Source organism: Paenibacillus larvae subsp. larvae (genome assembly GCF_002003265.1).
In the GTDB taxonomy this organism is placed as follows: Bacteria; Bacillota; Bacilli; order Paenibacillales; family NBRC-103111; genus Paenibacillus_H; species Paenibacillus_H larvae.
Map to the genome: position 1 here is coordinate 4,039,318 of NZ_CP019687.1, position 23,744 is coordinate 4,063,061.

A 23,744-nucleotide genomic window follows, 5' to 3' on the forward strand; every position below is an offset into this window, starting at 1 on the left:
AAGGGAAAGAGAGGCCGGAAGAATAGTGACAAACGCACATAAATTTGAAGAAGTTACTTTGTCAACAAAGTCTATTTATCAAGGGAAAATCATTAACGTGGAAGTACAGGAGGTAAAGCTGCCAAACGGGGAAACCTCCAAAAGGGAAATTGTCCGCCATCCGGGGGCTGTTGCAGTAATCGCGATCCGGGACGGTAAAATGCTGGTTGTGGACCAATATCGTAAGCCTCTTGGCAGATGTGAAGTTGAGATTCCTGCAGGTAAACTGGATCCGGGTGAAGACCCGCTTGATGCAGCTAAACGGGAATTAGAGGAAGAAACCGGATATAAGGCCGAAAACTTAAAGCTGGTGCATTCCTTTTATACTTCCCCTGGTTTTGCAGATGAACTAATTCATTTATATTTCACGGATCAGCTTACAAAGGGAACCCTTCAACTGGATGAGGATGAATTTCTGGAAAATGACGCCATTACGCTTGAAGAAGCCAAAGCATATATAGCTGAACAAAGAATCAGTGATGCAAAGACGATTTTGGCCGTTTATGTCTGGGAGCAGCATATCCAAAGAGGACAACTGTAAAAGTGGATACACTGCATTCTGTTTACGTCGATTTGCATATTCACATTGGAAGGACAGAGGCCGGACAAGCTGTTAAAATCAGTGCCGCGAACAACCTAACCTTCTATAATATTGCACATGAGGCTTCGGAACGTAAGGGAATTGAAGTAATTGGCATCATTGATTGTCATTCTCCCGGTGTGCAGCGCGAGATTAGGCAATATGTAAAATCCGGTGAAATGAGGGAATTGCAAGGGGGAGGAATCCGCTATCATCAAACGACAGTACTTCTCGGTTGTGAGCTGGAAGTCAGAGATCCCGGAATGGGACCGGTCCATTTACTGGTCTATTTGCCCGATTTGTCCTCAATGGAATCTTTTACGTCCTGGCTGCGTCTTCATATGAAAAATGTCGAGCTCAGTTCACAAAGGTTGTATGTTCCTGCGAAAGTATTGCAAAGCGAGGTGGAAGCAAGAGGCGGCATTCTTGTACCGGCCCATATTTTCACTCCTCATAAAAGTATATATGGCAGCGGGTCAACCCGTATGGAACACCTGCTTGAACTTAATCTGATTAGTGCTGTTGAATTGGGGCTGAGTGCGGATTCCACGATGGCGGGGCTGATCTCGGAACTTGACCCGTTCACATTTCTTACGAATTCGGATGCCCATTCCCTGCCTAAAATCGGGAGAGAGTATAACCGGATGGCTTTGGCAAACCCCACTTATGAGGAAGTAGTTAAGGCGCTTCACCGTGAAGAGGGCCGCCATGTGGAAGCAAATTATGGCCTGAATCCCCGGCTCGGTAAATATCACCGCACGTATTGCCTGAATTGCAGCAGCCTTCTGGATAAAGAACAAATTGCTGCTTCACGCTGTTTGTATTGTGGAAGTTCTAAAATGCTCCGTGGAGTTATGGACAGGATCCAAAGTATTGCCGACCGGGAGCTTCCGGTTTTGCCCGATTATCGGCCCCCTTACCATTATCAAATTCCTCTTGAGTTCATACCGGGTCTTGGTAAACGGAAGATGGCTGCTTTACTTAATCATTTTGGTACGGAAATGAATATTTTACACGAAGCAAGGGAGCAGGATCTTGTCCACGTGGCGGGGCAAGATATTGCTCACATGATCCATTTGGCCCGGGAAGGAAGGCTTGAACTGCAAACTGGCGGCGGGGGACAGTATGGCAAGGTAAAAAAAGGGCAAATCGTATAAAGAAATCCGTTCCTTCATTGATTAAACCTAGCAAAAGGGATACACGAATCCTACTGATACTAAACATCCTGTTTAATAGATAATGCCAGACCCCGGGCGGGGTTTGGCATTTTTGTTTCTTTTCGCGGGATTTTTTAGCTGCTTATTCATCATATCAATCCTTTGAGACTCATATAGTAGTCTTAGATAAATTCCGAAACGGGGTATGTTGTTGTAAGGGGAGGAACAACGGATGTTAAAGAAGCAAACGATGAAGCTTTATTTGAAGGAAAATTTGACGTTATATGTATTTGTGTCCGTTTTGTTTGTGGTAGGGGTTATATTTGGTGCTGTAATGGTGAATGCACTGTCTTTGGAACAAAAACAGGATATGTCCCGCCATTTGGGGAGTTTTTTTCAATCCGTTAACGACGGGTCCTCACTGGATGGAAAAGACTCCTTTTTTCAAACTTTTGGGATGCACATAAGGTGGGTCCTCCTAATCTGGGTATTAGGTCTTTCTATTATTGGGCTTCCTTTGATTTTGATTCTTGATTTTCTAAAAGGTGTTTTGGTCGGATTTACAGTCGGGTATCTGGTTGGGCAGCTTTCCTGGAAAGGCATGCTCTTTTCGCTTGTTTCTGTAGCTCCGCAAAATCTGATTATAATACCGGCACTATTGATCTGCAGTGTATCGGCGATTTCATTTTCCCTATATATAATCAAATTCAGACTGCTCCAGCGGAAAGGAAGTATACATGAACCTTTTATGAGGCATTCGGGTATCACCTTGACGGCTGCTGCCGTATTACTGGCCGTAGCCTTATTTGAAGGCTTTATTTCTCCTCATATGATGAGGTGGGTCACGCCTATCTTGGCTGCGCTCTATCCCGGGTAGAGGGGAGAACGTTGACTTATCAAGTACTAACCCCCTATAATGAAAAAAGGGGCTTCATGCGCCGAACGTACAATGTAATGCAGAGTAGGGGGAGGAGTTATGGAAGAATCAAGAATAGATAAGATCAAACAGCAGCTGCAATCCCAAGGTTATAAGTTGACTCCTCAGCGTGAAGCGACTGTTCGTGTGCTGCTTGAGAACGAAGAAGACCACCTCAGTGCAGAAGATGTATTTATGCTGGTTAAGGATAAAGCCCCGGAAATCGGATTGGCCACAGTATACCGTACATTGGAGCTGCTGAGCGAATTGCACGTCTTAGAGAAAATGAATTTTGGAGATGGCGTGGCCAGATACGATTTGAGAAATGACAGTTCACACCATCACCACCATCATCTTATTTGTGTGCAATGCGGTGCAGTGGATGAAATTATGGAAGATTGGCTAGGGCCTCTGGAGGATCGTCTAGAGAGAGAGTATAGCTTTAAAGTGCTGGATCACCGGCTTGATTTTCAGGGGATTTGCCACCGTTGCAGGGAAAAGGAAAAAAAACCGGAAGAAACCAAACCCGCCCATCAGACCTTCTGACTTGATATTACCAAGTAGAAGGTTTTTTAAAGTCAGAAAGTTAATCATATAGAAACATCAAATAACCCGGTTGCTCTAAAAAAGACAGCCGGGTTATTTGCTTCTTTTTTTCAATATTTATCATTTCAAATCGAGGCGGCCCGAGCAGATGTAAGCGGTCTCTATGAGGGATAAGTATTTAAAGAGGAAAGTGACTGGAATCTTCACCGGCGGGGCAAACGGCTGTAAAAAAAGGTGTTAAGCTCAGCAATTGTACGTTATACTTGTCTTTGGGCACAATCCGATATGATCTAAGGAGGAAATACCATGATAGTTGGAGTACCGAAAGAAATTAAGAACAATGAAAACCGGGTTGCACTTACTCCCGGCGGTGCTGGTATGCTTACTCAAGCAGGACATCAGGTATTAGTTGAGAAAGGGGCCGGGGAAGGAAGCGGTTTTACAGATGGAGAGTATGCACGCGAAGGCGCTCTTCTGATTGAACAGGATGCAGAAGTCTGGAGACGCTCGGAAATGATCATGAAGGTCAAAGAACCTCTTTCGGAGGAATTCGAATTTTTCCGTAAAGATCTGGTTCTATTCACTTACCTTCATCTCGCGGCTGAAGCGGAGTTAACTCATCAGCTTGTGAAAAGCGGCGTAACAGGAATCGCTTATGAGACGATTCAGCAGCCGGGCGGAGGACTTCCGCTTCTCACCCCTATGAGCGAGGTGGCGGGCCGCATGTCCGTCCAGGTTGGAGCCGAGTTTTTAGAGAAGCCTTTAGGGGGCAGAGGAATTCTCCTTGGGGGTGTGCCTGGCGTACCACCGGCTGATGTAATCATTTTAGGGGGAGGCATCGTGGGGACTAATGCCGCCAAAATGGCGTTGGGGCTGGGTGCCAATGTGGTCGTAATTGAACGAAGCCCCGACCGGATGCGCTATCTGGATGATGTTTTCCAGGGCAGAATTCGGACCCTGATGTCTACCCCATATAATATAGCAAGTGCTGTTCAAAAAGCGGATCTGCTGATTGGAGCCGTGTTGATTCCAGGTGCCCGGGCGCCAAAATTGGTTACTGAAGAAATGGTAAAACAGATGAAACCGGGTGCCGTTATAGTAGATGTGGCGGTTGACCAGGGCGGAACGATTGAAACCGTGGACCGGGTAACCACCCATAGCGAGCCTACATATATTAAGCACAGTGTTGTCCATTATGCTGTTGCCAACATGCCGGGGGCTGTACCGAGAACTTCCACCCTAGCACTTACTAATGTGACAATTCCTTACGCATTGGAACTGGCAAACAAAGGTGTAAAAGGTGCCATTATGACGAATGAGATGCTCAGTCACGGTGTGAATACGTATGAAGAACAAGTTACGCATAGGGCGGTTGCTGAGGCGGTCAGTCTTCCATATAAGGGTCTTACCGAGATTTTAATCGGTTAAATTCCCGTTTAAAAGGTATAAGCTTTAAAAAACGATCATAAGCTGTCCTATAAGGAGGGCAGCTTATGATTTTTTCTTTGCGCAAATGGATGGCCCGGTTAAAGTTTCTTTTCCTGTTCTTAGTGCTTACTTTTATCATGTATCAGGCCCTCAGGATATGTTCCGTATGGATTGAACCGATACACAAATATAAAGAACCGGATGGGGAATCTGTTAAAGCTTTCAGCCAATTTAAGGATCAGACGGAACCAGTCCGGATGCTTGACCGCCTCCGTTTTTTTTATTGGTATGGAGAATGACAGGAGCAAGCAGGAATTTGGTTCTTACGTGTTGAACATATATTCATCTGTAGATCAGCTTATGGAACAACACTAGGAGAAGGAGCAGAATGTGCCTTGAAACAAAAGCTGGATGAATTTATTATCTATTTGCAGGACGAACGCCGTCTGGCCCCAAATACAGTGGAATCTTATAAGAAGGATCTTGCCCAATATGCGGATTTCCTTTCGTCTGAAGGAATTCTTGCCTGGGAGGAAACCCAGCGCGTACATGTTATCACTTATATGAATAACTTAAAGCAGCTTGGACGGGCCCCTGCCACAATCTCCAGGACACTTGTATCCATCAGGGCTTTGTATCACTACTTAATCCGAGAGCAAGTGATGACCCTTGATCCATCCGGCCAAGTTGAGAGCCCTAAAGCGGAAACGAAGATCCCTGTCATTTTGACTGTAGAAGAAATGGACAACCTGCTCGGCGTACCCAATACAGGTACCTCCAGCGGATTAAGAGACAAAGCTATGCTGGAACTCTTGTATGCAACCGGAATCCGGGTTTCTGAGTTAATTACGTTAAATAAAGGGGATATATATGCCGACCTGGGATACGTTAGATGCACAGGCACGGGAGGGAAAGAACGGATCGTTCCGATGGGCAAAGTTGCCACTTTATGGATTCAACGTTACTTGAATGAAGCGCGAGAGGCTCTGCTCAAGGAAGGCAAGCCGGACAAGGCATTATTCCTTAACCACATAGGCACAAGGATGACCAGGCAGGGTTTTTGGAAAATGATGAAGAAATACGCCACGGAGGCCGGAATCCATAAAGAAATTACCCCGCATACCCTAAGGCACAGCTTTGCCACTCATTTACTTGAAAACGGGGCTGATTTACGGGCTGTTCAGGAATTGCTCGGACATTCGGATTTGTCCACGACACAAAGGTATACCTTTGTCACCAAAACCAAAATGAAGGAAGTGTATGACCTTACGCACCCCCGGGCCAAATTATAAATAGGACGGTTTACTTCACTGGAAGTGGCCGTTTTTTTTGTTCTGATAGGTTCAGGAAAAAAAAGGAAAAGGCAGCGCGTTCAGAGAACAGGGTATTTTTGCATTCGTCAGGCGATAATGAGATAATGAACTTGGTTAAACATGATTAGGAGGCAACTCATATGCGTTTTAAACGAATCGGTGTTATTGTACTGGATAGTGTAGGTATTGGGGAACTTCCGGATGCCGATAAGTTCGGCGATAAGGGCTCGCATACGCTTGGTCACATCGCGGAGCGTGTTTCTAAACTAACCTTACCGAATATGCAGCGGTTAGGGCTTGGTAATATTGCTGCACTGCAAGGAATTGAACCTGCCGAGAAGCCCCAGGCTTATTACGGGAAAATGAACGAAGTTTCCGTTGGAAAAGATACGATGACCGGTCACTGGGAATTAATGGGTCTGAAGGTGATGATCCCTTTCAAAGTATATCCTGACGGGTTCCCTCCGGAACTGATTCAAAAATTTGAAGAATTGACCGGCCGCAAGGTAATTGGCAATAAACCGGCTTCAGGTACTGAAATTCTGGACGAACTCGGCGAAGAACAAATGAAAACAGGGGCCTGGATCGTATACACATCCGCTGATAGTGTCTTCCAGATCGCTGCGCATGAAGACATTATTCCTCTTGAAGAACTGTATAAAGCATGCAAGATTGCCAGGGAATTGACACTTCAGGATGAGTTTGCTGTAGGCCGCGTTATTGCACGTCCTTATGTTGGGCAGCCGGGTGCCTTCAAGAGAACTCCGAACCGACATGACTATGCTTTGAAGCCGCCTGAAGCAACCGTGCTCAATCATATTAAGGACGCCGGTTATGAAATCATTGCCATCGGCAAAATTAATGATATTTTCTCAGGGGAAGGTATAACAAAGGCTACTCCAACCAAAAGCAACCTGGATGGAATACATAAAACAATCGAGGTGCTGTCTGAAGATTTTACGGGAATGGCTTTTACTAATCTGGTAGATTTTGATTCTTTATACGGACACCGCAGAGATCCGGAGGGTTACGCCGACGCCTTGATGGAATTTGACGAGCATGTTCCGGAGCTTCTCAGTAAAATCGGTCAAGATGACCTGCTTGTTTTAACGGCCGACCATGGGAATGATCCCATTCATAGCGGAACTGACCATACTCGTGAATACGTCCCGATCCTGCTTTACAGCCCTTCATTCAAGCAGACGGGTTCGATCGGCGTAAGGCAGACTTATTCTGACCTGGCGGCTACCATCGCGGAGAACTTCGGGGTTGCCTCTACCGGAAACGGAACGAGCTTCCTGAATGAATTAAAATAACCCGGTGAATAAGGCAGAACATTGAATGGGTTCAATAGAACGGTTGATGTTAAGGAGGAGAAACGACGATGATGCCATTGGTAAAAAACCAGATTCAAGAAGCTGCCCAATTTATTGAAGAGAAAATTGGATTTAACCCCCAAATCGGTCTAATCCTGGGTTCGGGTCTGGGTGTACTTGCTGACCTTATTGAAGATGCCAAAGTAATAGCTTATCAGGACATTCCGCATTTCCCGGTTTCTACGGTTGAAGGACACGCAGGTGAACTTGTAGCGGGACAGATTAAAGGGAAAAATGTGATCATGATGAAAGGCCGCTTCCATCCGTACGAGGGTTATGATCTGGTCAAAGTATCGTTTCCTGTACGCGTGTTAAAGCAGCTGGGAGTAACCAAATTAATTGTTACGAATGCCGCGGGGGGAGTGAACACCTCCTTTAACGTGGGCGACTTGATGGTGATTAAAGATCACATCAATTTCATGTTCCGCAATCCGCTTATCGGACCTAACAACAATGATCTTGGCGTCCGGTTTCCGGATATGTCCGAAGCTTACAGCAAAAAACTTCAGCAGCTTTCCCATGAAGTAGCCGCAGAGCAAAACTTTAAGCTTCAGGAAGGCGTGTATGCGGCTGTGATGGGGCCTTCTTATGAGACCCCCGCCGAAATTCGTATGCTTCGTACGATAGGGGCGGATGCAGTTGGGATGTCAACTGTGCCTGAGGTCATTGCTGCCCGTCATGCCGGTATTGAAGTATTGGGATTCTCCTGCGTAACAAACATGGCAGCAGGTATTTTGGATCAGCCGCTTTCGCACGAGGAGGTTATTGAGACAACAGAGCGTGTGAAGCCGAAATTCTTGAAATTGGTTCTTGGTATTATCGAAGCGCTGTGAAACAAGGGGGATCGACATGGGATTGTGTTATGTTGAACAGATTAAAGAAGCGGTGAAGGCCATTGAGGCCAGGCTGCAAGGTAAAAAACCTGAAATTGGGCTGATCTTGGGATCGGGTCTAGGCGATTTGGCTGAACAGGTGGAGTCACCCGTTTCCATTGATTATCAAGACGTACCGCATTTTCCAGTATCTACTGTAGAAGGCCATGCAGGGCGATTTGTCATCGGGGAGTTGGAAGGCAGAACTGTCATTGTAATGCAAGGCCGTTTTCATTATTATGAAGGCTATTCCATGAAAAAAGTAGTTTTTCCTGTTTACGTTTTAAATCAGTTAGGAGTCAAAGCACTTGTCATAACCAATGCTTGCGGAGGAATGAACCGGGCCTTCCAGCCGGGGGATCTTATGCTCATCACGGATCATATTAATATGACCGGAGATAACCCTTTAATTGGACCTAATTCCGCTGAACTTGGTGTCCGGTTTCCGGATATGTCGGAAGCTTATTATCGGCCTTACCGCCAGCTTGCGCATGAGATATCTAAGGATGTTCGCGGTACCGATGGAGAAGAACTGGAACTTCAGGAAGGGGTTTACACGGGAATTACAGGGCCCACCTACATGACTCCGTCGGAGCTGACTATGCTTGCCAAATTAGGCGGGGACGCGGTTGGCATGTCAACCGTCGGGGAAGTAATTGCCGCCCGCCATTGCGGACTGAAAGTACTGGGCATCTCCTGTATTACGGATATGGCAATTGGGGAAGAACTGGAGGCTTTGACCCACGAGCAGGTAGTGGAAGTTGCCAATAAAGCAAAGCCCAAATTTATTCAGCTGGTCAAAACATTTGTCCGCCGGTTTGATTCTACTTTATAAATGGTTAAGCCGCTTTCATTTTCGGATGAAAGCGGCTTTTTAAAAAGAAAATGCTTATCTGTTACCGGTAATTCCCTCACATTCATGTACTAAAAGCAGGTTTTTTCTATACAGACAGCAAGGACAAATCTCGCGTTTTCACAATTTTGACACAAATATTTCAAAGATTTGACATGTAAAAAAGCGGAAATTTTAGTTGATTTAGTGTAAAATAGGAGAAGTGTGATAAACGTTACAGGGGAATTGGCATGTACAAGTGGATTATGTCTGTTTTGGTGATTGCTGCATCTGTATTGGGAATCAGCGTCCTGTATCAGAATATTTCGGAGAAACAGGCTGAAATGGCTAATGAAAAGGCAACTAAGAATGATTTGAAAATATTGGCTGTGAACTTTAAATTTAATGAGGACGTATACAAAGTAAAAGCGGGAGAAGAAAAGACCGTTTCTTTCACTAGCAAAGAAGGCTTGCATGCAATGGAAATCGTCGGTATGAACGTGAAGCTTGACAAAAACACGCCGAGTCAAAAAGTGAAATTTGATAATCCTGGAACTTATGAAGTGAAATGCATTCTGCCATGCGGAGAAGGTCATGATCAAATGGTATCCAAATTAGTTGTAGAATAATTTCATAAGAATAAATGGACAAAAGAGTAGCGGAGTATGATATTATCCCCTTTAGGTAGATGAAGAAATTAAATTACTTATATGACAATGCTATGGTCCACTCAGGAGACCGTATTGATCTGTCTGAGATCAGTGATCATATTGTAGATAAACATTCCACTGGCGGAGTTGGCGACAAGCTTACTTTGATTATCTCCCCTCTGGTAGCATCACTTGGGAGCTTTATCATCTCAGAAAAAAACCGGAAGTACCGGAGATGGTTTATGAAATCATTCAATGATAAGACAGAAATTTAACAAAACGCTCTAAGGACGAGATAACGTATCCTTAGAGCGTATTATTTTTTCAGTAGGCTTGTTTCCGTTTCCAGCTCCAGGAAAGAAATCCCAAGGGTAGTATAAGCAATATTAATGAATGCAGTAAAAACCAAATGTGAAGAGGAACAGGAATCCCAGCTAGGGAGCGGTATTCAATTTTTCCAAAGTCTTCCAAATACAACAATGCACTGTAGCTGAATGCTTGTACGACTTTACTGGGGTCATACGAATATTGGTATTCGTAGAAGGCTCCGAGGATATATAGAATTCCTCCTATAATAAAAGGCAACCAAGCCAGCTTAGTAAGCGAGGACAAGCACTGGACAAACACAGCCAGAGCAAGTAAACCAGCCCAAATCATACCTGCAAAAAGCAATATAAAGAGCCATACCGGAAGGTCAAAATAAAATCCTCTTCGATTAAAAGCGTTGTCCAATTGGATTAGTTTAGAGTTCCAGCCCCCAAATCCATAATTACTTGTATGTGCTAGTAAAATCCAGATGGTAGAGGCAAGGGTAATCGCAATGGTATACATCGATAGCGCCACAAGCTTGGCCCAGAACACCTTTCTTCTCCCCGTACCGGAACTGAAGATGAGCTGATCCATTCTTTTTGCATATTCATAGCTGTAGGACCCGCCCGCAGCCCAAATAACCAAGCCCGGAAGGTTTTTGAATAATTTCCCTGCCTCCATTTTGATTAATTCTATCATGGCTGCACTCCTTCTACAGGTAGTTCAATAGATCCAAACAGCCAAACATAGACATCTTCAAGACATGGCCGTTGTGGGACTGCTTTATGGGAAGGAGGCTCTTTCGCAATAACGGTTACCCGATAATGGTCTTCCTGTTTGCCCAGATTACCGATTAAATAGTTCCTGCTTAATGTATGAAGCAATTCTGTATCTGCAGTTACATTCCAAACCATTCCCTCCAGTTCTTCAATCAATTTTCCGGGTGAATGGTTTGCTACCAAACGGCCTTCTTTCAAGATAAGTAAATAATCTGCAAGTTGTTCGATATCGGACATAATGTGTGTTGAAATAATGATAATCCGGTTACCGGATAAACTTTGAATGACGTTTCGGAAACGGAGCCTCTCTTCCGGGTCCAAGGCTGTAGTGGGTTCGTCCAGCAGCATAACTTTGGGATCATTTAACAATGCCTGGGCGATGCCTAGTCTTCGCCTCATTCCTCCAGACAGTTCCTTAATCTTTACTGATTGTTTAGATTTCAAATTTACCAGATTGAGTACGCGTTCGATCGATTCTCCGGTTTCTGCTTTAGAGAGACCTTTCAAAGCGGCAATATAGCGTAAAAAGCGTTCTACTGTAAAAGAAGGATATAATCCCAATTCCTGGGGTAAGTAACCCAGTTGATTCCGGTATTGTTCCCCTGCTTTACCTTTCACTGACTGTCCATTCCAGAGCACATGGCCGCTTGTAGGGTGCATGACACCTGCAAGCATACGAAGCAGAGTAGTTTTACCGGCACCATTTGGTCCTACAAGACCGTAAATTCCCGGTGATAAAACGGTTTGAATCTCATGAACAGCCACGTGTTGACTAAATCGTTTGGTGAGTTTCTCAATATCCAATTTCAATACTTTCATTCCTCCCTGTGAATAAATCATGTGAATAAATTTTTTTCATCTGGAATAGTATCAGCAGCGCACCGAAGATGAAGGAAAAAAACGTAAAAGGTGTGCGAACGAATAGATAGGCTTCTTTTAAAAATGGCAGTACCTCAAGGGCCAGAATGCTAAAACTCCACAAAAGAAACATAAGAAAAGAAACATAAGCTGCCCTAAACCGTAGAGCAAAATAGAGCGAAATTCCGGTAAGACCGAGGAATGAAGCCATCCCGTCAAACAGCAGTCTCCAAGAAGCGGAAGTAAAATCAAAGATAGTAAGGCCAAAACAAAACAAAACAATTAATAAAAAGTTGTATAAACCAATCAGGAAAAGCTTGGCCAGAAGGAGTTCAGATCCTGTAAATTTACAGGCCATCTCAAGTTCGAACAGACCTTTATCCCGGCTGCGAAAAACATCGTTAATGCCGATGAGGAGCGGGAGTGGGGCTGTGAACCCGATAGCTGCTTCGACACTCAACAAATGCATTAATAAAAAGGAAGTTGCCGTGAAACATATACAACTGAATAACCAAAAGCATGGGTGTACAGCAGATGCGTCGGACACAAGTAAATTGACTAAAGACCTGGACGTACCCGCAGGGTTCTTTTGGGATTCTGATGAAGATTCAAGCATAGCTGTGCGCGCCGCTTCAATTGCCGATTTCATCACATACTCATCCGGGAATCTGACTTGGTACTGTTCGAGCTTTTGCTTCAACATAGTTTCCTTATCAGCATTTTTATTCTCATACGTTTTTGGAAATTTGCTCATCGTTATGCTCCTTTCCAAGCCATTTTTTCAATTTTTGAACTCCCTGATATAACCTGGATTTGACGGCAGCTTCCCCGGCGTTGGTTAGTTCGGCAATCTCTTTAATTGAGCAATCATGGTAATACCTTAAGATAATCGCTTCTTTCTGATAATCAGGCAGGCGTAGAACTGTTTTTTTCACTTCTTCGCTCTCCATCCGGTAACTGACGAGTTCCAAAGGGCTCTTATCATTAGAAGGAATTGTATCTTCTATCTCTCCCGATTTGCTGTAGTTGGAGTAAACCGTACTTCTAAAATAGTCCCGGGCAGTATTTACTCCGATACAAAGTAACCATGACCTGAATTTGCCTTCTCCACGGTAGTTAGGAAGATATCTTACCATTTTTACGAATGTGTCCTGAGTCAAATCACATGCACTGTGATATTCTCCAGTCATCCGGTATAAATACGCGAAAATCATAGGATAATGCCGCTGGATTAACAATTCCATTGAACTTTGGGTTCCCCGCCTGATTTCTTCTACTAATTCTTCATCTGTTAACACATGTTTTCCCCCTATCTATATAAGTGACGGTTAAAGGGGCATCAGGTTTTAATTGTACCTCAAAAAAAAGACATGGAATATTTATCTTCAAATGGGTTAAAACTGTATAGAAGCAGCTTCTTGCTTAAATTGCGAATATTCTGGAGGGTACAACCTATGAAAACCAAGTGGGTGACAAGCCTGCTTCTTTGCAGCCAATTGTTGTTCTGGACAGGATTTTCCTATGTTCATGCTGAGGAAAAAGTCCCGCAGCAGACGGATCTTACGCCTAACGCCAAGTCTGCGATATTGCTTGATGCCGATACAGGTACCATTATCTCGGAAAAAGATAAAGATGCGAAACTGCCTCCGGCCAGTATTACCAAAATTATGACAATGCTGCTCATTATGGAAGCAGTAGATAAAGGCACTCTTAAAATGGATGAGAAAGTCCGCACCAGCGAGTACGCGGCTTCAATGGGAGGTTCCCAGATTTTTCTGGAGCCGGGAGAAGAAATGACGGTTGAAGAAATGCTTAAAGGCATTGCGATGGCTTCCGGGAACGATGCGTCTGTGGCTATGGCCGAAAAAATTGCGGGAACGGAAGAAGACTTTGTACGAATGATGAATGAACGGGCCAAGCAGCTAGGCATGAAAAACACCCATTTTGCTAACTGCAACGGACTGCCTGCGGAAAATCATTATTCAACCGCTTATGATATTGCTCTAATGTCCCGTGAATTGCTCAAGCACGAGAAAATTACTGCGTTTACAGGTGCATATCAGGATTACTTGCGTAAGGATAGCGAAAAACCGTTTTGGCTTGTGAATACCAATAAGCTGGTTCGTTTTTATAACGGGGCAGACGGTCTTAAAACCGGTTTCACCAGTGAGGAAAAATTTTGTCTTGCGGCCACGGCGAAGAGAGACAATTTGCGTATGATTGCCGTTGTTATGGGCGAGCCGGATACCAAAACTAGGAATGCGGAAGTAACGAAGCTGTTTGATTATTCTTTTTCCCAGTACACCAATTATCCCATCTTTAAAGCCGGTGACCAGATAGGATCGTTCCGTGTGGGCAAAGGGAAGGTGCAAGAAGTTCCTCTTATTGCCAAGCATCCTTACGGTGTATTGCTTAAAAAGAGTGAGGGAAAGGAAGGCATCCGTCATGAAGTCCAGATATTACCTGACCTTAAGGCACCGGTTCAAGCAGGCGAGCCGATTGGGAAACTGGTGGTATATAAAGGGGATGTCAAACTCAAGGAATTTTCGCTTACAAGTCCGGTCGCTGTAGAGAAAGCCGGATGGTGGACCATTTTTAAGCGGGGAGTAGGCAGCCTGTTTCAGACAAATTAATTGCGGAAAACACTTATTTTGACGGGTTTTAGCGCTTTTCTTCTAGTTTTGTCAAGTGGCAGGAATTAACAAAGGTAAAATCGAAGTCATTGTTCACGATGGAAGGAGTGAGCTATTGACCATGAGTTTGCAAATTGAATTCGAGCAGAGAAGAAGAGCGTTAATTGTCAGATTGCAAGGAGAACTTGACCACCACACAGCCGATATGGTGAAAACGCGTATGGAAGAAGCCATTGCTAAAGGGGATGCCCGGAATCTCGTGCTCAGTCTGCGGGATTTAAGCTTTATGGATAGTTCGGGTCTTGGTGTCATATTGGGACGGTACAAGCAGATAACCGGAAGAGGTGGCAAGATGATTGTTTGTGATGTCAACCCCTCTATCTACAGGTTGTTTGAACTATCCGGCTTATTCAAAATCGTAGCGATTGAAGATAACGAGAGAAAGGCAATCTCCAGTCTGGAGGTGGCATTATGAGTTCGAGAAACTTTATGAGAATGCAATTTCCCAGCTTATCCGAGAATGAAGGGTTTGCCAGGGTTGCCGTTGCTTCATTTATTGCCCAGAAGGACCCTAATATAGAAGAACTGACGGAGATCAAGACGGTGATTTCTGAAGCGGTAACCAATAGCATTATTCATGGTTATGATAATGCTCCGGATGGAATTATCACCATTGAAGCAGAGATAATGGAAGATGAGGTCCGGATTACTGTGGAAGACGAGGGTACAGGTATCGACGACTTGGAGCTGGCCAAACAGCCGCTGTTCACGTCTAAGCCGGAGCTGGAGCGGTCCGGGATGGGATTTACGATTATGGAAAATTTCATGGACGACGTTGAAGTATATTCATCCGTAGGCAGAGGAACCAAAATCATCATGAAGAAAAGGATTGAATCAAAAAACGCCACCAAAGCCATGTATAATTAGGGGTTTTGCATATGGATGTCGATCTGAAGAATGCTTCACACAGTTACCTTGATGATCAAGAAGTAAAAAGACTCATTGCGCTCAGCCAATCCGGCGATACCATCGCCAGAGACACGCTTGTAAATTGCAATATACGCTTAGTATGGTCAGTAGTTCAACGCTTTTTGAACAGAGGCTATGAGGCGGATGATTTGTTTCAAATCGGCTGCATCGGTTTGCTCAAGTCGGTCGATAAATTTAATTTATCCTACGAAGTAAAGTTTTCTACTTATGCAGTGCCGATGATCATCGGGGAAATTCAGCGTTTTCTCAGAGATGACGGGACACTGAAGGTCAGCAGGTCACTGAAGGAATTGGCTAATAAGGTCAGAAAAACAAAAGATGAGCTTTCCAAAAATTTGGAGCGGCTCCCGACACTTAAAGAAGTGGCAAATGCTCTCGGGATAACCCCGGAAGAAGTTGTATTTGCTCAAGAAGCAAATAAACCGCTTTCTTCCATTCATGAAACTGTATTTGAAAATGACTGGGATCCTATCACACTAATGGATCAGATTGCGGATGATTCCCAGGAAAAATGGTTTGATAAGCTGGCATTAAATGAAGCTATAGAGGGACTTTCGGAGAGGGAGCGGTTGATTGTCTATTTGCGGTATTTTAAGGACCAGACCCAATCTGAGGTAGCGAACCGGTTAGGCATTTCCCAAGTGCAGGTATCCAGGCTTGAAAAGAAAATATTACAGTCCATCCGTAACCAGATAGCGCAATAATCAAGAGGAAATGACCCGGCCGTTATGAACTTCTAAAAGAAAACACCAGATCCCATTTGAAGTGCACCCCTTAGAGATTGGAAGACCCCCTAGGGTGGAGAGGGTACAATAAACTGGACACTAAGTTAAGGGAAAAAGGTGATACAGTTTATGAGCAGAAAAGTCTATGATCGTCAATTTAAAAGGTGTTACGTTTGGGAAGCCCCGGCAGCCCATTTGACGAGACGTTTATCCGAGCCTATGAAGAATGGAAGGCTGGCCGGATGACGGCAACGGCGAAGCTGTCATTTTGCTCCATCCAGTCACAAAACAGATATGCATCATCACATGATGAGAAAGCTAACGAATTTATTGCCGATCAAATTGATTTTGTTCGCTATAAAAAATAAAAAGAAGTCCTGATCGCCAGGAAAAATGGCGACAGGACTTCTTTTTATGGCTTTCAACCATATTTTGGGGATTTTAGTTGCCGAATGGGCAGCCGCAATATGTGAGAGGGCTTCTGACCAGATCGCTCTGTTGAGGGAGTATATATCATAAGAAAAATGCGAAGAATGACTACTGTATAATATACATGTTTTCCCTTTTTTTCAAAATATCAGTTAGAAAACATAGAAAATACAAAGGGAGCTATAAATAGTTAAAAAAATCATCTGCCATTACAAACCCTAAGTCTTGTTGTCTCCTTTATGGCCTGGGTCTTGATCTCTTCACTGATTTCTTACATAAGCCAAAGATAATATTATCCCATAGAAATATTTTACTTCTGTGATTGGGGAAGGTGATCGGCTAGCGCAAAATCATTTCGCAAAAAAGCGATAAGAGAGGAGGCGGGATTCATGTCAGGACCCGCACTGAGACATATGGACAGTCACTCGTTGATTCATGAGGCGGCCTTGGGGGAAGCGAGAGAGCTGACCGAGCTGTTGGACAGAAGTATAAGAAAAGGCGAACTCGAAAAGGCGGCGGAAATCGCCTATATCACGGTGGAGCATTGGGAGGCGCGTACGCTTCAGCATGCGTCAAGTGAAGAGGAAGGATTATATGTGGAGGCCCTCGGTATCAAGCCGGAGTTGAAGGAAGTCATTATTTCACTGACTCGCGATCATCAATTAATGCGAGAGATTGTCGGTGAGATTAAGGAACTGCTGGCGCAAGGAAAGGTAGGGGATGAGCTGCTTGCCCGTTTTCAAGCCTTGATCGTTGTTGATGAGTTGCATAACCGAGATGAAATGAAAATGCTCGAAAAAGAAGTGGAGGGGATGCTTCATGATAAATAAGACTTATACACTGGCGGCGATGCTTCCCGATAAACCGCTCCAATCTGTGGAGCCGAGGCTGTACCGGTTGCTGGTACAAGAGCTCGAGTAGCTCCATCTCCATCCTTATGATGTGAAGGCGGGCGGCCGGACCGATGATCACGGTATTACCGTCAACCTCCGATTTGGCGAGGAATTGGGGCAGGTCACCAGCAGGAGGTTTTTCTGGGCGTCGCTGGAAAACGGCGACGAGGAGGCCCTGACCTTTTTTAGGCAGGCGGCAGAAAAGATAAAGAAATCAATGATTGCCGATTATTTTAAAATGATAAAATTCTGACAGAGGCCGGCGGGATAAGGTAAAAAACTGTTACGAAAGAAGGCGAATCAGATGAATCAGGTGGAAATGGAACAGTTTGTCCGGGATGACCGGAACGATTTGCTTGTCTTGCTTGAGATGAGGTTCGGCGGAGTGCCGCAGCCTGTACAAGAACAAATCTGCCAGCTGCAGGATCTGAACGAGCTTCAGCGCATGATTATCGCGGCTTGCAACGCAGCGGATTGGGTAGTGTTTATGGAAGAGCTTCAGTCGGGACAAGAAAGCTTCAAACTGACGGGAGAAAGGTTTAACCCGGTAAACCAGCAGGGAAAGGAGCATCTGTGCAATGGCTGAACATAAAAACAAGCTGCTTGAAGCGTTAAAATACTTGAAGCGCGGAGAGGCCATTAATGAGGGATGGACCGAGGAGAGCCCCAGATCCCGGGATTGGGAGGGCCTGTACCGCGGCCGCTGGCAGCATGACAAAGTCGTCCGGTCAACGCACGGAGTAAACTGTACCGGTTCCTGCAGTTGGAATGTTTTTGTCAAGGACGGCATTATCACCTGGGAAACGCAAAAAACGGACTATCCGACCACGGGAGCCAACTTCCCTGAGTATGAACCCCGGGGCTGCCCGCGCGGGGCCAGCTTTTCCTGGTATACCTACAGCCCGATCCGGGTGAAGTATCCCTATATCCGCGGCGATTTGTACGAAATGTGGCGTGAGGAGCTAGCAGTTGTCCATGACCCGGTCACGGCCTGGAAAAACATCGTCAGCGATCCTAAAAAGCGCGACAGATATGTCAAGGCCAGGGGGAAAGGCGGCTTCGTCCGGGCGGATTGGGATGATGCCTGTCAGATGATTGCCAGCTCCATTATCCATACAATTCAACAATACGGTCCGGATCGTGTCGTCGGCTTTAGTCCGATCCCGGCCATGTCCATGGTGAGTTATTCCGCAGGGACACGCTTCTTGTCGCTGATTGGCGGGACCATCCTGAGTTTTTATGATTGGTATGCGGATCTTCCTCCTGCCTCGCCGCAGGTTTGGGGAGAACAAACGGATGTGCCGGAAAGCGGCGACTGGTATAACACTAAGTATTTCATTATCTGGGGAACCAACATTCCGCAAACCCGGTCTCCTGATGCGCATTTCATGGTGGAAGCCCGTTATAACGGCACCAAGGTGGTCGGGGTCAGCCCCGATTATTCCGAATACGAAAAGTTCGCGGACATCTGGCTGCCGGCCAAAGCCGGGACCGATGCGGCGCTCGCCATGGCCATGACCCACGTCATTCTTAAAGAATTATACGTGGATCAGCAAGTCCCTTATTTTACGGATTACGTGAAAAAATTTACCGACCTGCCTTTCCTTGTTATTCTGGGGGAACATTCCGGTGCGCTCCGTTCGGGCCGATTCTTGCGGGCCTCAGATTTGGGCGACGCCCAGGAGCTGGCCGAATGGAAAACGGTAGTCTGGGACGCCGCGGCGGGAGCACCTGTGGTTCCCAACGGCAGTCAGGGCTTCCGTTGGGATCCGGACAGCAGGTGGAACCTGGACCTCGAAAATCCCGACGGGACGGCGATAGATCCCCTGTTGTCATTTATTGATGAAGCGGATGAAGTGGCTCTCGTTGAATTTCCTTATTTTGCGGAAGCGGAGGGGGATCCGGTCCGGCGGGGAGTTCCAGTAAAGCATTTGCCGAATGCGGAAGGCGGGACGCTCAAGGTCGTGACGGTTTATGACCTTATGATGGCTCATATGGGCGTACCTAGACAGCAACTGCCGGGCGATTATCCGGCTGATTACAACGACCTGAAGCCTTACACTCCGGCCTGGCAGGAGGCGATTACCGGCGTTAAGAAATCCCATTGTATTCAGGTAGCGAGGGAGTTTGCCGAAAATGCGGCCAAAACGGGCGGCAAATCGATGATCGCCATGGGCGGCGGAACGAACCACTGGTATCACAGTGATCAAATCTACCGGTCCATTCTGAATCTTGTGCTGCTAACGGGTTCCCAGGGGGTAAATGGCGGAGGATGGGCCCATTATGTGGGACAGGAAAAGGTGAGACCGGTGGAAGGCTGGCAACAGATTGCGTTTGCGGGAGATTGGATCAAGCCTCCCCGGTTACAAAATGGAACTTCCTTTTTCTACTTCGCAACGGAGCAGTTCCGTTATGAGGCCAGGGTAAACGAGGAGCAGAAACCATCCTGGGGTGAACGGTTTAACAATATGCATCCTGCGGATGTCAATGCGCTGGCCGTAAGGCTCGGGTGGCTGCCTTTTTTCCCGCAGTTTAATCAGAATTCCATCGATGTGGCCAGACAGGTTCGGGAAAAAGGGGTTTCGGACGACCAGGAGGCCATCCAGGAAATCGCGAGAATGGTTAAGGAGGGGGAATTGGATTTTGCGGTGGAGCACCCCAATGAACCGAACAATTTCCCGCGCGTCTTTTTCAACTGGCGGTCCAATCTGCTTGGCGACAGCGGTAAAGGGCATGAGTACTTTGCCAAGTATTTGATCGGGGCGGACAATCAGGTGTTGACGGACCCGAGCCATTCGTGGCGGCCGGAGACAGTGAAGGACGGATGACGTTCCGCCGGAAGGCAAAACCGATTTATTCATAAGTATGGATTTCAGAATGACGAGCACAGGGCTGTTTTCGGATATCGTGCTGCCGGCAGCGACCTGGTACGAAAAATACGATTTAAGTACGACAGATCTGCATCCATTTGTCCATCCGTTTAATCCGGCGATTGAACCGCCTTGGCAAAGCAAAAGCGATTGGGACGCCTTTCGTGAAATCGCCAATACGTTCTCCCAATTGGCGGAGAAACATTTGCCGGCCTGCGAGGATATTCTCATGACTCCACTCGGCCATGATACCCCCGATGAAATCGCCCAAGTCCACGGAAAAATCCGAGATTGGCGCAAGGGAGAGACGGAGGCGGTGCCCGGCAAAACGATGCCCCATTTTTTATTGGTGAAGCGCGACTATCCGAACGTTTATGGAAAAATGATCACCATTGGACCCAATATTAAAAAGGGTTATGGGACAAAGGGGATTAAAATTCCCGGCGATAAGGTGTACGACCAGCTCTTGGAGCGGCTGGGGACGTCAAAACATGAGGGGATTGGCAAAGGGCAGCCAGATCTGTTCCGGGATAAACAGGCGATCGAAGCGATTCTGCTGATGTCTGGCGCCACGAACGGGGAACGGGCCGTGGAAGGCTGGCGTTCGATGGAGGCCAAAACCGGTAAAAAGCTGGAGGACATCTCAAAACCACGGGAAGAAGAGGCCTTTACGCTTTTGGATATTACCGCGCAGCCCCGGCATACGATCTCTACTCCGGTCTGGAGCGGACTGGAGAAGGACAACCGGAGATACTCGCCCTTCACCTTAAATACGGAGTACAGCATCCCGTGGCGTACTTTAACGGGAAGACAGAGTTTCTATTTAGAACATGAGATGATTCTGGATTTCGGTGAAGGGCTGCCGATTTACCTGCCGCCGCTGGAGCATGTTCCTTTTTTCAAGGGAGAGAAAGAGGTGCCAGGGAAAGGGAAATCGATCACGATCCGTTATTTGACCCCGCACCAAAAATGGGGAATTCATACAATGTTTACCGACACCAATCAAATGTCAACGCTGTTCCGCGGGTGGCAGGTCGTCTGGCTGAACGAAAAAGACGGAGCCTCGATCGGGATCAAGGATAACGATTGGATTGAGGTATACAACCGGAATGGGGTAGTGGCAGCAAGAGCGGTACTGACCTACCGAATTCCAGAAGGAATCGCTTATATGTACCATGCCCAAGACCGCACGCTTGGCGTTCCGGGCACCTCCATCACTAAGCAGCGCGGCGGCACGCATAACAGTGTGACCCGGATTACGATGAAGCCGACTCATATGATTGGCGGATATGCCCAATTGAGCTACGGGTTCAATTATTACGGGCCGACGGGAAGTCAAAGAGATACGATGACAATCATCCGACCGTTGAAGGAGGTTGACTGGCTTGAGAATTAAAGCGCAAGTCGCCATGGTCATGAACCTGGACAAATGTATCGGCTGCCATACCTGTTCGGTGACCTGCAAGAACACGTGGACCAACCGGCCCGGAACGGAGTATATGTGGTACAACAATGTGGAAACCCGACCGGGTCCCGGTTACCCCGGGAATGGGAAGACCTGAGGAAATTCAAAGGCGGGTGGGTTCTGCGAAACGGAAAACTGGCGCTCCGGGCAGGGGGGCCGATAACCAAGTTGGCGAATATTTTTTACAATCCGAATATGGCCAGCCTGGACAGCTTTTATGAGCCCTGGACCTATGATTAAGATAGCTTGATTCATAGCCCCAAACGGAAGCATCTTCCGGTCGGTCGGCCCGTATCGCTGATTACCGGTGAATATATGGACAAGCCGGAATGGGGCCCGAACTGGGATGACGACCTGGCCGGCGGAAGCGAGATCGTACCGCTGGACCCGAATGTCAAGAAGCTTCAGGAGCATATTGCCATGGAGTACGAAAAGACGTTCATGATGTACCTGCCCCGCATTTGCGAGCATTGCCTGAACCCCTCTTGCGTAGCTTCTTGTCCTTCCGGAGCTCTGTACAAGCGTGAGGAGGACGGCATTGTCCTCGTGGACCAAGATGCCTGCCGGGGATGGAGATTTTGTACAAACGGCTGTCCTTACCATAAGGTGTACTATAACTGGAATACGCATAAGGCGGAGAAATGCAATTTCTGCTACCCGCGGACCGAGGCGGGCTTAGCCACGATTTGCTCGGAAACCTGTGTGGGCCGGATCCGCTATATCGGCGTCGTTTTTTATGACGCGGATCGGGTCAAGGCGGCCGCTTCCGTGGAGAATCCACAGGATTTGTATGAATCCCAGCTTTCGGTGTTCCTTGATCCCTTCGAGCCGGAAGTGATCAAGGAGGCGAGGAGAAACGGGATTAACGATTCATGGATCGATGCGGCACAGCGCTCGCCGATTTATAAGCTTGCCATGAAGTGGAAGGTTGCTCTGCCGCTTCATCCGGAATACCGTACGCTCCCTATGGTATGGTACGTTCCGCCGCTTAGCCCGATTATGAACCATATTGAAGAAGACGAGCTTCAGACCGATCACTATATTCCCGCCGTCGATCAGATGCGGATTCCGATGGAGTACCTGGCATCTCTGCTTACGGCAGGGGATATCTCCGTCATCCGCAGGGTTTTGCTTAAAATGACCGTCATGCGCGTACACATGCGGGAGCGGGCCGTTGGCGACATGGATGATCTCAGGCACAGCCAGCTTTTGGAGGAGGCGGGGATTACGGTGGAGGAAATTGAAGAGATGACCCGATTGTTTGCTGTTGCCAAATATAACGAAAGATTTGTGATTCCAACCGCACGGAGGGAAATGGACGGCGAGCAAGAGCTTCATTACAAGCAGGGAGCTTGCAGCATCGAATCCATCACCCCGTCATCTGCGGTCATGTCGCATCTTTTCGCAAGGGAGGATCATGGATAATGGGACATAAGCCCGTTTTGCTGGCGGCCTGTGCAAGATTGCTCGGGTATCCCGCCGAGGATTTTCAGGATATGAAAGAGGACCTGCTTACAGCCGTCCGGGAGGAAACAAAGAATGATGAGCTAGCGAGCCGGCTAGCCCAGGCAGTGGAGGCGCTGTTCTCGAGTCCGCTCAGGGAGCTGCAGGAAACCTATGTTTGGACGTTCGATTGGAAGGAAAAGACCGGGCTCTACCTGACCGCTCACGAACTGGGTGACAACAGGGAACGGGGGGCTGCTCTGATCCTGCTTCAGCATATTGTCCGGGATGCGGGCTTTACGCCGCCGAGCGGGGAACTGTGTGACTTCATTCCGCTGCTGTATGAACTGCTGGCGGTTAGGTCCGACCATGTTCATGTGCGTGCGCTGGAACTCCGGCTTGCCGCAGCCACGGAGCGGATTCGGAAGCATCTGTCTGAAGATAGCCCCTATTCGGGATTGCTGAACTTTCTGATGACCGATGTTTTCGAGGTGCCTACGGAAGAAGAGATTCGCATGCTGGAGAGCAAGCGGGAGAGTGCCGATCTGGATGAGCTGCCTTACCCCATCCTGTTTGGCATGGACGGCACGGCTCGCAGTGATTCGGATCTGCCCGTCTACAAAATGTGCAATTGAATGGAG

General features: G+C 46.8%; 24 protein-coding genes and 2 pseudogenes. 22 read left to right on the forward strand and 4 right to left on the reverse strand.

What is annotated here, in order from left to right:
• Window positions 1-25 precede the first annotated feature (25 nt).
• The 12 genes from BXP28_RS21045 to BXP28_RS23655 all read left to right on the forward strand — a co-directional run bounded on the left by BXP28_RS21045 (window position 26) and on the right by BXP28_RS23655 (window position 9,984).
• On the forward strand, window positions 26-580 hold the full coding sequence (locus BXP28_RS21045; protein ID WP_023482573.1) for an NUDIX domain-containing protein: 555 nt from the start codon (window positions 26-28) through the stop codon (window positions 578-580).
• A gap of 2 nt (window positions 581-582) precedes the next feature.
• Window positions 583-1,776 carry an endonuclease Q family protein gene (locus BXP28_RS21050; protein WP_023482574.1) on the forward strand — a complete coding sequence of 398 codons (1,194 nt, stop codon included), beginning with the start codon at window positions 583-585 and terminating at the stop codon, window positions 1,774-1,776.
• A 232-nt stretch (window positions 1,777-2,008) separates the two neighbouring features.
• Entirely contained in the window at window positions 2,009-2,653 is a 645-nt protein-coding gene (gene spoIIM / locus BXP28_RS21055; protein WP_023482575.1) for a stage II sporulation protein M, read from the forward strand.
• Between the two features lie 99 nt (window positions 2,654-2,752).
• Window positions 2,753-3,238 (forward strand): ferric iron uptake transcriptional regulator, encoded by a 486-nt coding sequence (gene fur / locus BXP28_RS21060; protein ID WP_023482576.1) that lies wholly within the window; start codon window positions 2,753-2,755, stop codon window positions 3,236-3,238.
• Between the two features lie 306 nt (window positions 3,239-3,544).
• Window positions 3,545-4,666, forward strand: a complete 1,122-nt coding sequence (gene ald / locus BXP28_RS21065) for an alanine dehydrogenase (protein WP_023482577.1) — start codon at window positions 3,545-3,547, stop codon at window positions 4,664-4,666.
• A gap of 65 nt (window positions 4,667-4,731) precedes the next feature.
• Window positions 4,732-4,965, forward strand: a complete 234-nt coding sequence (locus BXP28_RS21070; RefSeq protein ID WP_024093702.1) for a DUF4227 family protein — start codon at window positions 4,732-4,734, stop codon at window positions 4,963-4,965.
• Window positions 4,966-5,061: 96 nt separating this feature from the next.
• Window positions 5,062-5,958, forward strand: a complete 897-nt coding sequence (gene xerD / locus BXP28_RS21075) for a site-specific tyrosine recombinase XerD (protein WP_023482578.1) — start codon at window positions 5,062-5,064, stop codon at window positions 5,956-5,958.
• 161 nt (window positions 5,959-6,119) lie between these two features.
• Window positions 6,120-7,295 (forward strand): phosphopentomutase, encoded by a 1,176-nt coding sequence (deoB, locus tag BXP28_RS21080; protein ID WP_023482579.1) that lies wholly within the window; start codon window positions 6,120-6,122, stop codon window positions 7,293-7,295.
• Between the two features lie 71 nt (window positions 7,296-7,366).
• Entirely contained in the window at window positions 7,367-8,188 is an 822-nt protein-coding gene (locus tag BXP28_RS21085) for a purine-nucleoside phosphorylase (RefSeq protein ID WP_077585293.1), read from the forward strand.
• A 16-nt stretch (window positions 8,189-8,204) separates the two neighbouring features.
• Window positions 8,205-9,062 (forward strand): purine-nucleoside phosphorylase, encoded by an 858-nt coding sequence (locus BXP28_RS21090; protein ID WP_023482581.1) that lies wholly within the window; start codon window positions 8,205-8,207, stop codon window positions 9,060-9,062.
• Between the two features lie 248 nt (window positions 9,063-9,310).
• Complete coding sequence (locus BXP28_RS21095; protein WP_036657851.1) at window positions 9,311-9,688, forward strand: cupredoxin domain-containing protein; 378 nt, start codon at window positions 9,311-9,313, stop codon at window positions 9,686-9,688.
• Between the two features lie 59 nt (window positions 9,689-9,747).
• Window positions 9,748-9,984, forward strand: a complete 237-nt coding sequence (locus BXP28_RS23655) for a pyrimidine-nucleoside phosphorylase-like protein (protein ID WP_023482583.1) — start codon at window positions 9,748-9,750, stop codon at window positions 9,982-9,984.
• A 49-nt stretch (window positions 9,985-10,033) separates the two neighbouring features.
• On the opposite strand, the gene BXP28_RS21105 is transcribed toward BXP28_RS23655, so the two are convergent.
• Genes BXP28_RS21105 through BXP28_RS21120 form a run of 4 tightly spaced genes read right to left on the reverse strand, consistent with a single transcriptional unit; the run spans window position 10,034 to window position 12,953 of the window.
• Window positions 10,034-10,717 carry an ABC transporter permease gene (locus BXP28_RS21105; protein WP_023482584.1) on the reverse strand — a complete coding sequence of 228 codons (684 nt, stop codon included), beginning with the start codon at window positions 10,715-10,717 and terminating at the stop codon, window positions 10,034-10,036.
• A complete protein-coding gene (locus BXP28_RS21110) occupies window positions 10,714-11,616 on the reverse strand; it encodes an ABC transporter ATP-binding protein (protein WP_235430628.1) in 903 nt (300 codons plus the stop codon). The genes BXP28_RS21105 and BXP28_RS21110 overlap by 4 nt, the downstream gene beginning before the upstream one ends.
• A complete protein-coding gene (locus tag BXP28_RS21115; protein ID WP_036657856.1) occupies window positions 11,591-12,409 on the reverse strand; it encodes a hypothetical protein in 819 nt (272 codons plus the stop codon). Before BXP28_RS21115 ends, BXP28_RS21110 begins: the two co-directional genes overlap by 26 nt.
• Window positions 12,384-12,953 carry an RNA polymerase sigma factor gene (locus BXP28_RS21120; RefSeq protein WP_023482587.1) on the reverse strand — a complete coding sequence of 190 codons (570 nt, stop codon included), beginning with the start codon at window positions 12,951-12,953 and terminating at the stop codon, window positions 12,384-12,386. The genes BXP28_RS21115 and BXP28_RS21120 overlap by 26 nt, the downstream gene beginning before the upstream one ends.
• Before the next feature lie 156 nt (window positions 12,954-13,109).
• Here BXP28_RS21120 and BXP28_RS21125 point away from each other — a divergent pair, with 156 nt between their 5' ends.
• From BXP28_RS21125 to narJ, 10 genes and pseudogenes are all read left to right on the forward strand, one after another.
• Entirely contained in the window at window positions 13,110-14,288 is a 1,179-nt protein-coding gene (locus BXP28_RS21125) for a D-alanyl-D-alanine carboxypeptidase family protein (protein WP_023482588.1), read from the forward strand.
• 121 nt (window positions 14,289-14,409) lie between these two features.
• Entirely contained in the window at window positions 14,410-14,763 is a 354-nt protein-coding gene (gene spoIIAA, locus BXP28_RS21130; RefSeq protein ID WP_036657858.1) for an anti-sigma F factor antagonist, read from the forward strand.
• Window positions 14,760-15,215 carry an anti-sigma F factor gene (gene spoIIAB, locus BXP28_RS21135; protein ID WP_024093708.1) on the forward strand — a complete coding sequence of 152 codons (456 nt, stop codon included), beginning with the start codon at window positions 14,760-14,762 and terminating at the stop codon, window positions 15,213-15,215. The genes spoIIAA and spoIIAB overlap by 4 nt, the downstream gene beginning before the upstream one ends.
• Before the next feature lie 11 nt (window positions 15,216-15,226).
• Entirely contained in the window at window positions 15,227-15,982 is a 756-nt protein-coding gene (gene sigF / locus BXP28_RS21140) for an RNA polymerase sporulation sigma factor SigF (protein WP_036657859.1), read from the forward strand.
• 194 nt (window positions 15,983-16,176) lie between these two features.
• Entirely contained in the window at window positions 16,177-16,371 is a 195-nt protein-coding gene (locus BXP28_RS21145) for a hypothetical protein (protein WP_036657861.1), read from the forward strand.
• A 450-nt stretch (window positions 16,372-16,821) separates the two neighbouring features.
• The gene (locus tag BXP28_RS21150; RefSeq protein ID WP_036657862.1) at window positions 16,822-17,262 is read left to right on the forward strand and encodes a hemerythrin domain-containing protein; all 441 of its coding nucleotides are present in this window, start codon (window positions 16,822-16,824) and stop codon (window positions 17,260-17,262) included.
• 367 nt (window positions 17,263-17,629) lie between these two features.
• Window positions 17,630-17,911 (forward strand): hypothetical protein, encoded by a 282-nt coding sequence (locus BXP28_RS21160; RefSeq protein ID WP_024093711.1) that lies wholly within the window; start codon window positions 17,630-17,632, stop codon window positions 17,909-17,911.
• Window positions 17,904-21,591: pseudogene (locus tag BXP28_RS21165) on the forward strand (nitrate reductase subunit alpha). The gene BXP28_RS21160 and the pseudogene BXP28_RS21165 overlap by 8 nt, the downstream one beginning before the upstream one ends.
• Window positions 21,581-23,085: pseudogene (gene narH, locus BXP28_RS21170) on the forward strand (nitrate reductase subunit beta). The pseudogenes BXP28_RS21165 and narH overlap by 11 nt, the downstream one beginning before the upstream one ends.
• Entirely contained in the window at window positions 23,085-23,738 is a 654-nt protein-coding gene (narJ, locus tag BXP28_RS21175; protein WP_023482593.1) for a nitrate reductase molybdenum cofactor assembly chaperone, read from the forward strand. Before narH ends, narJ begins: the two are co-directional and overlap by 1 nt.
• Window positions 23,739-23,744: the final 6 nt, after the last annotated feature.

Bases quoted from the DNA above. Each gene is read 5' to 3' on its own strand.
- spoIIM (WP_023482575.1), top strand. From the start codon at position 2,009: ATGTTAAAGAAGCAAACGATGAAGCTTTATTTGAAGGAAAATTTGACG.
- fur (WP_023482576.1), top strand. From the start codon at position 2,753: ATGGAAGAATCAAGAATAGATAAGATCAAACAGCAGCTGCAATCCCAA.
- ald (WP_023482577.1), top strand. From the start codon at position 3,545: ATGATAGTTGGAGTACCGAAAGAAATTAAGAACAATGAAAACCGGGTT.
- BXP28_RS21070 (WP_024093702.1), top strand. From the start codon at position 4,732: ATGATTTTTTCTTTGCGCAAATGGATGGCCCGGTTAAAGTTTCTTTTC.
- deoB (WP_023482579.1), top strand. From the start codon at position 6,120: ATGCGTTTTAAACGAATCGGTGTTATTGTACTGGATAGTGTAGGTATT.
- BXP28_RS21085 (WP_077585293.1), top strand. From the start codon at position 7,367: ATGCCATTGGTAAAAAACCAGATTCAAGAAGCTGCCCAATTTATTGAA.
- BXP28_RS21090 (WP_023482581.1), top strand. From the start codon at position 8,205: ATGGGATTGTGTTATGTTGAACAGATTAAAGAAGCGGTGAAGGCCATT.
- BXP28_RS21095 (WP_036657851.1), top strand. From the start codon at position 9,311: ATGTACAAGTGGATTATGTCTGTTTTGGTGATTGCTGCATCTGTATTG.
- BXP28_RS23655 (WP_023482583.1), top strand. From the start codon at position 9,748: ATGAAGAAATTAAATTACTTATATGACAATGCTATGGTCCACTCAGGA.
- BXP28_RS21105 (WP_023482584.1), bottom strand. From the start codon at position 10,717: ATGATAGAATTAATCAAAATGGAGGCAGGGAAATTATTCAAAAACCTT.
- BXP28_RS21110 (WP_235430628.1), bottom strand. From the start codon at position 11,616: ATGAAAGTATTGAAATTGGATATTGAGAAACTCACCAAACGATTTAGT.
- BXP28_RS21115 (WP_036657856.1), bottom strand. From the start codon at position 12,409: ATGAGCAAATTTCCAAAAACGTATGAGAATAAAAATGCTGATAAGGAA.
- BXP28_RS21125 (WP_023482588.1), top strand. From the start codon at position 13,110: ATGAAAACCAAGTGGGTGACAAGCCTGCTTCTTTGCAGCCAATTGTTG.
- spoIIAA (WP_036657858.1), top strand. From the start codon at position 14,410: ATGAGTTTGCAAATTGAATTCGAGCAGAGAAGAAGAGCGTTAATTGTC.
- spoIIAB (WP_024093708.1), top strand. From the start codon at position 14,760: ATGAGTTCGAGAAACTTTATGAGAATGCAATTTCCCAGCTTATCCGAG.
- sigF (WP_036657859.1), top strand. From the start codon at position 15,227: ATGGATGTCGATCTGAAGAATGCTTCACACAGTTACCTTGATGATCAA.
- BXP28_RS21150 (WP_036657862.1), top strand. From the start codon at position 16,822: ATGTCAGGACCCGCACTGAGACATATGGACAGTCACTCGTTGATTCAT.
- BXP28_RS21160 (WP_024093711.1), top strand. From the start codon at position 17,630: ATGAATCAGGTGGAAATGGAACAGTTTGTCCGGGATGACCGGAACGAT.
- narJ (WP_023482593.1), top strand. From the start codon at position 23,085: ATGGGACATAAGCCCGTTTTGCTGGCGGCCTGTGCAAGATTGCTCGGG.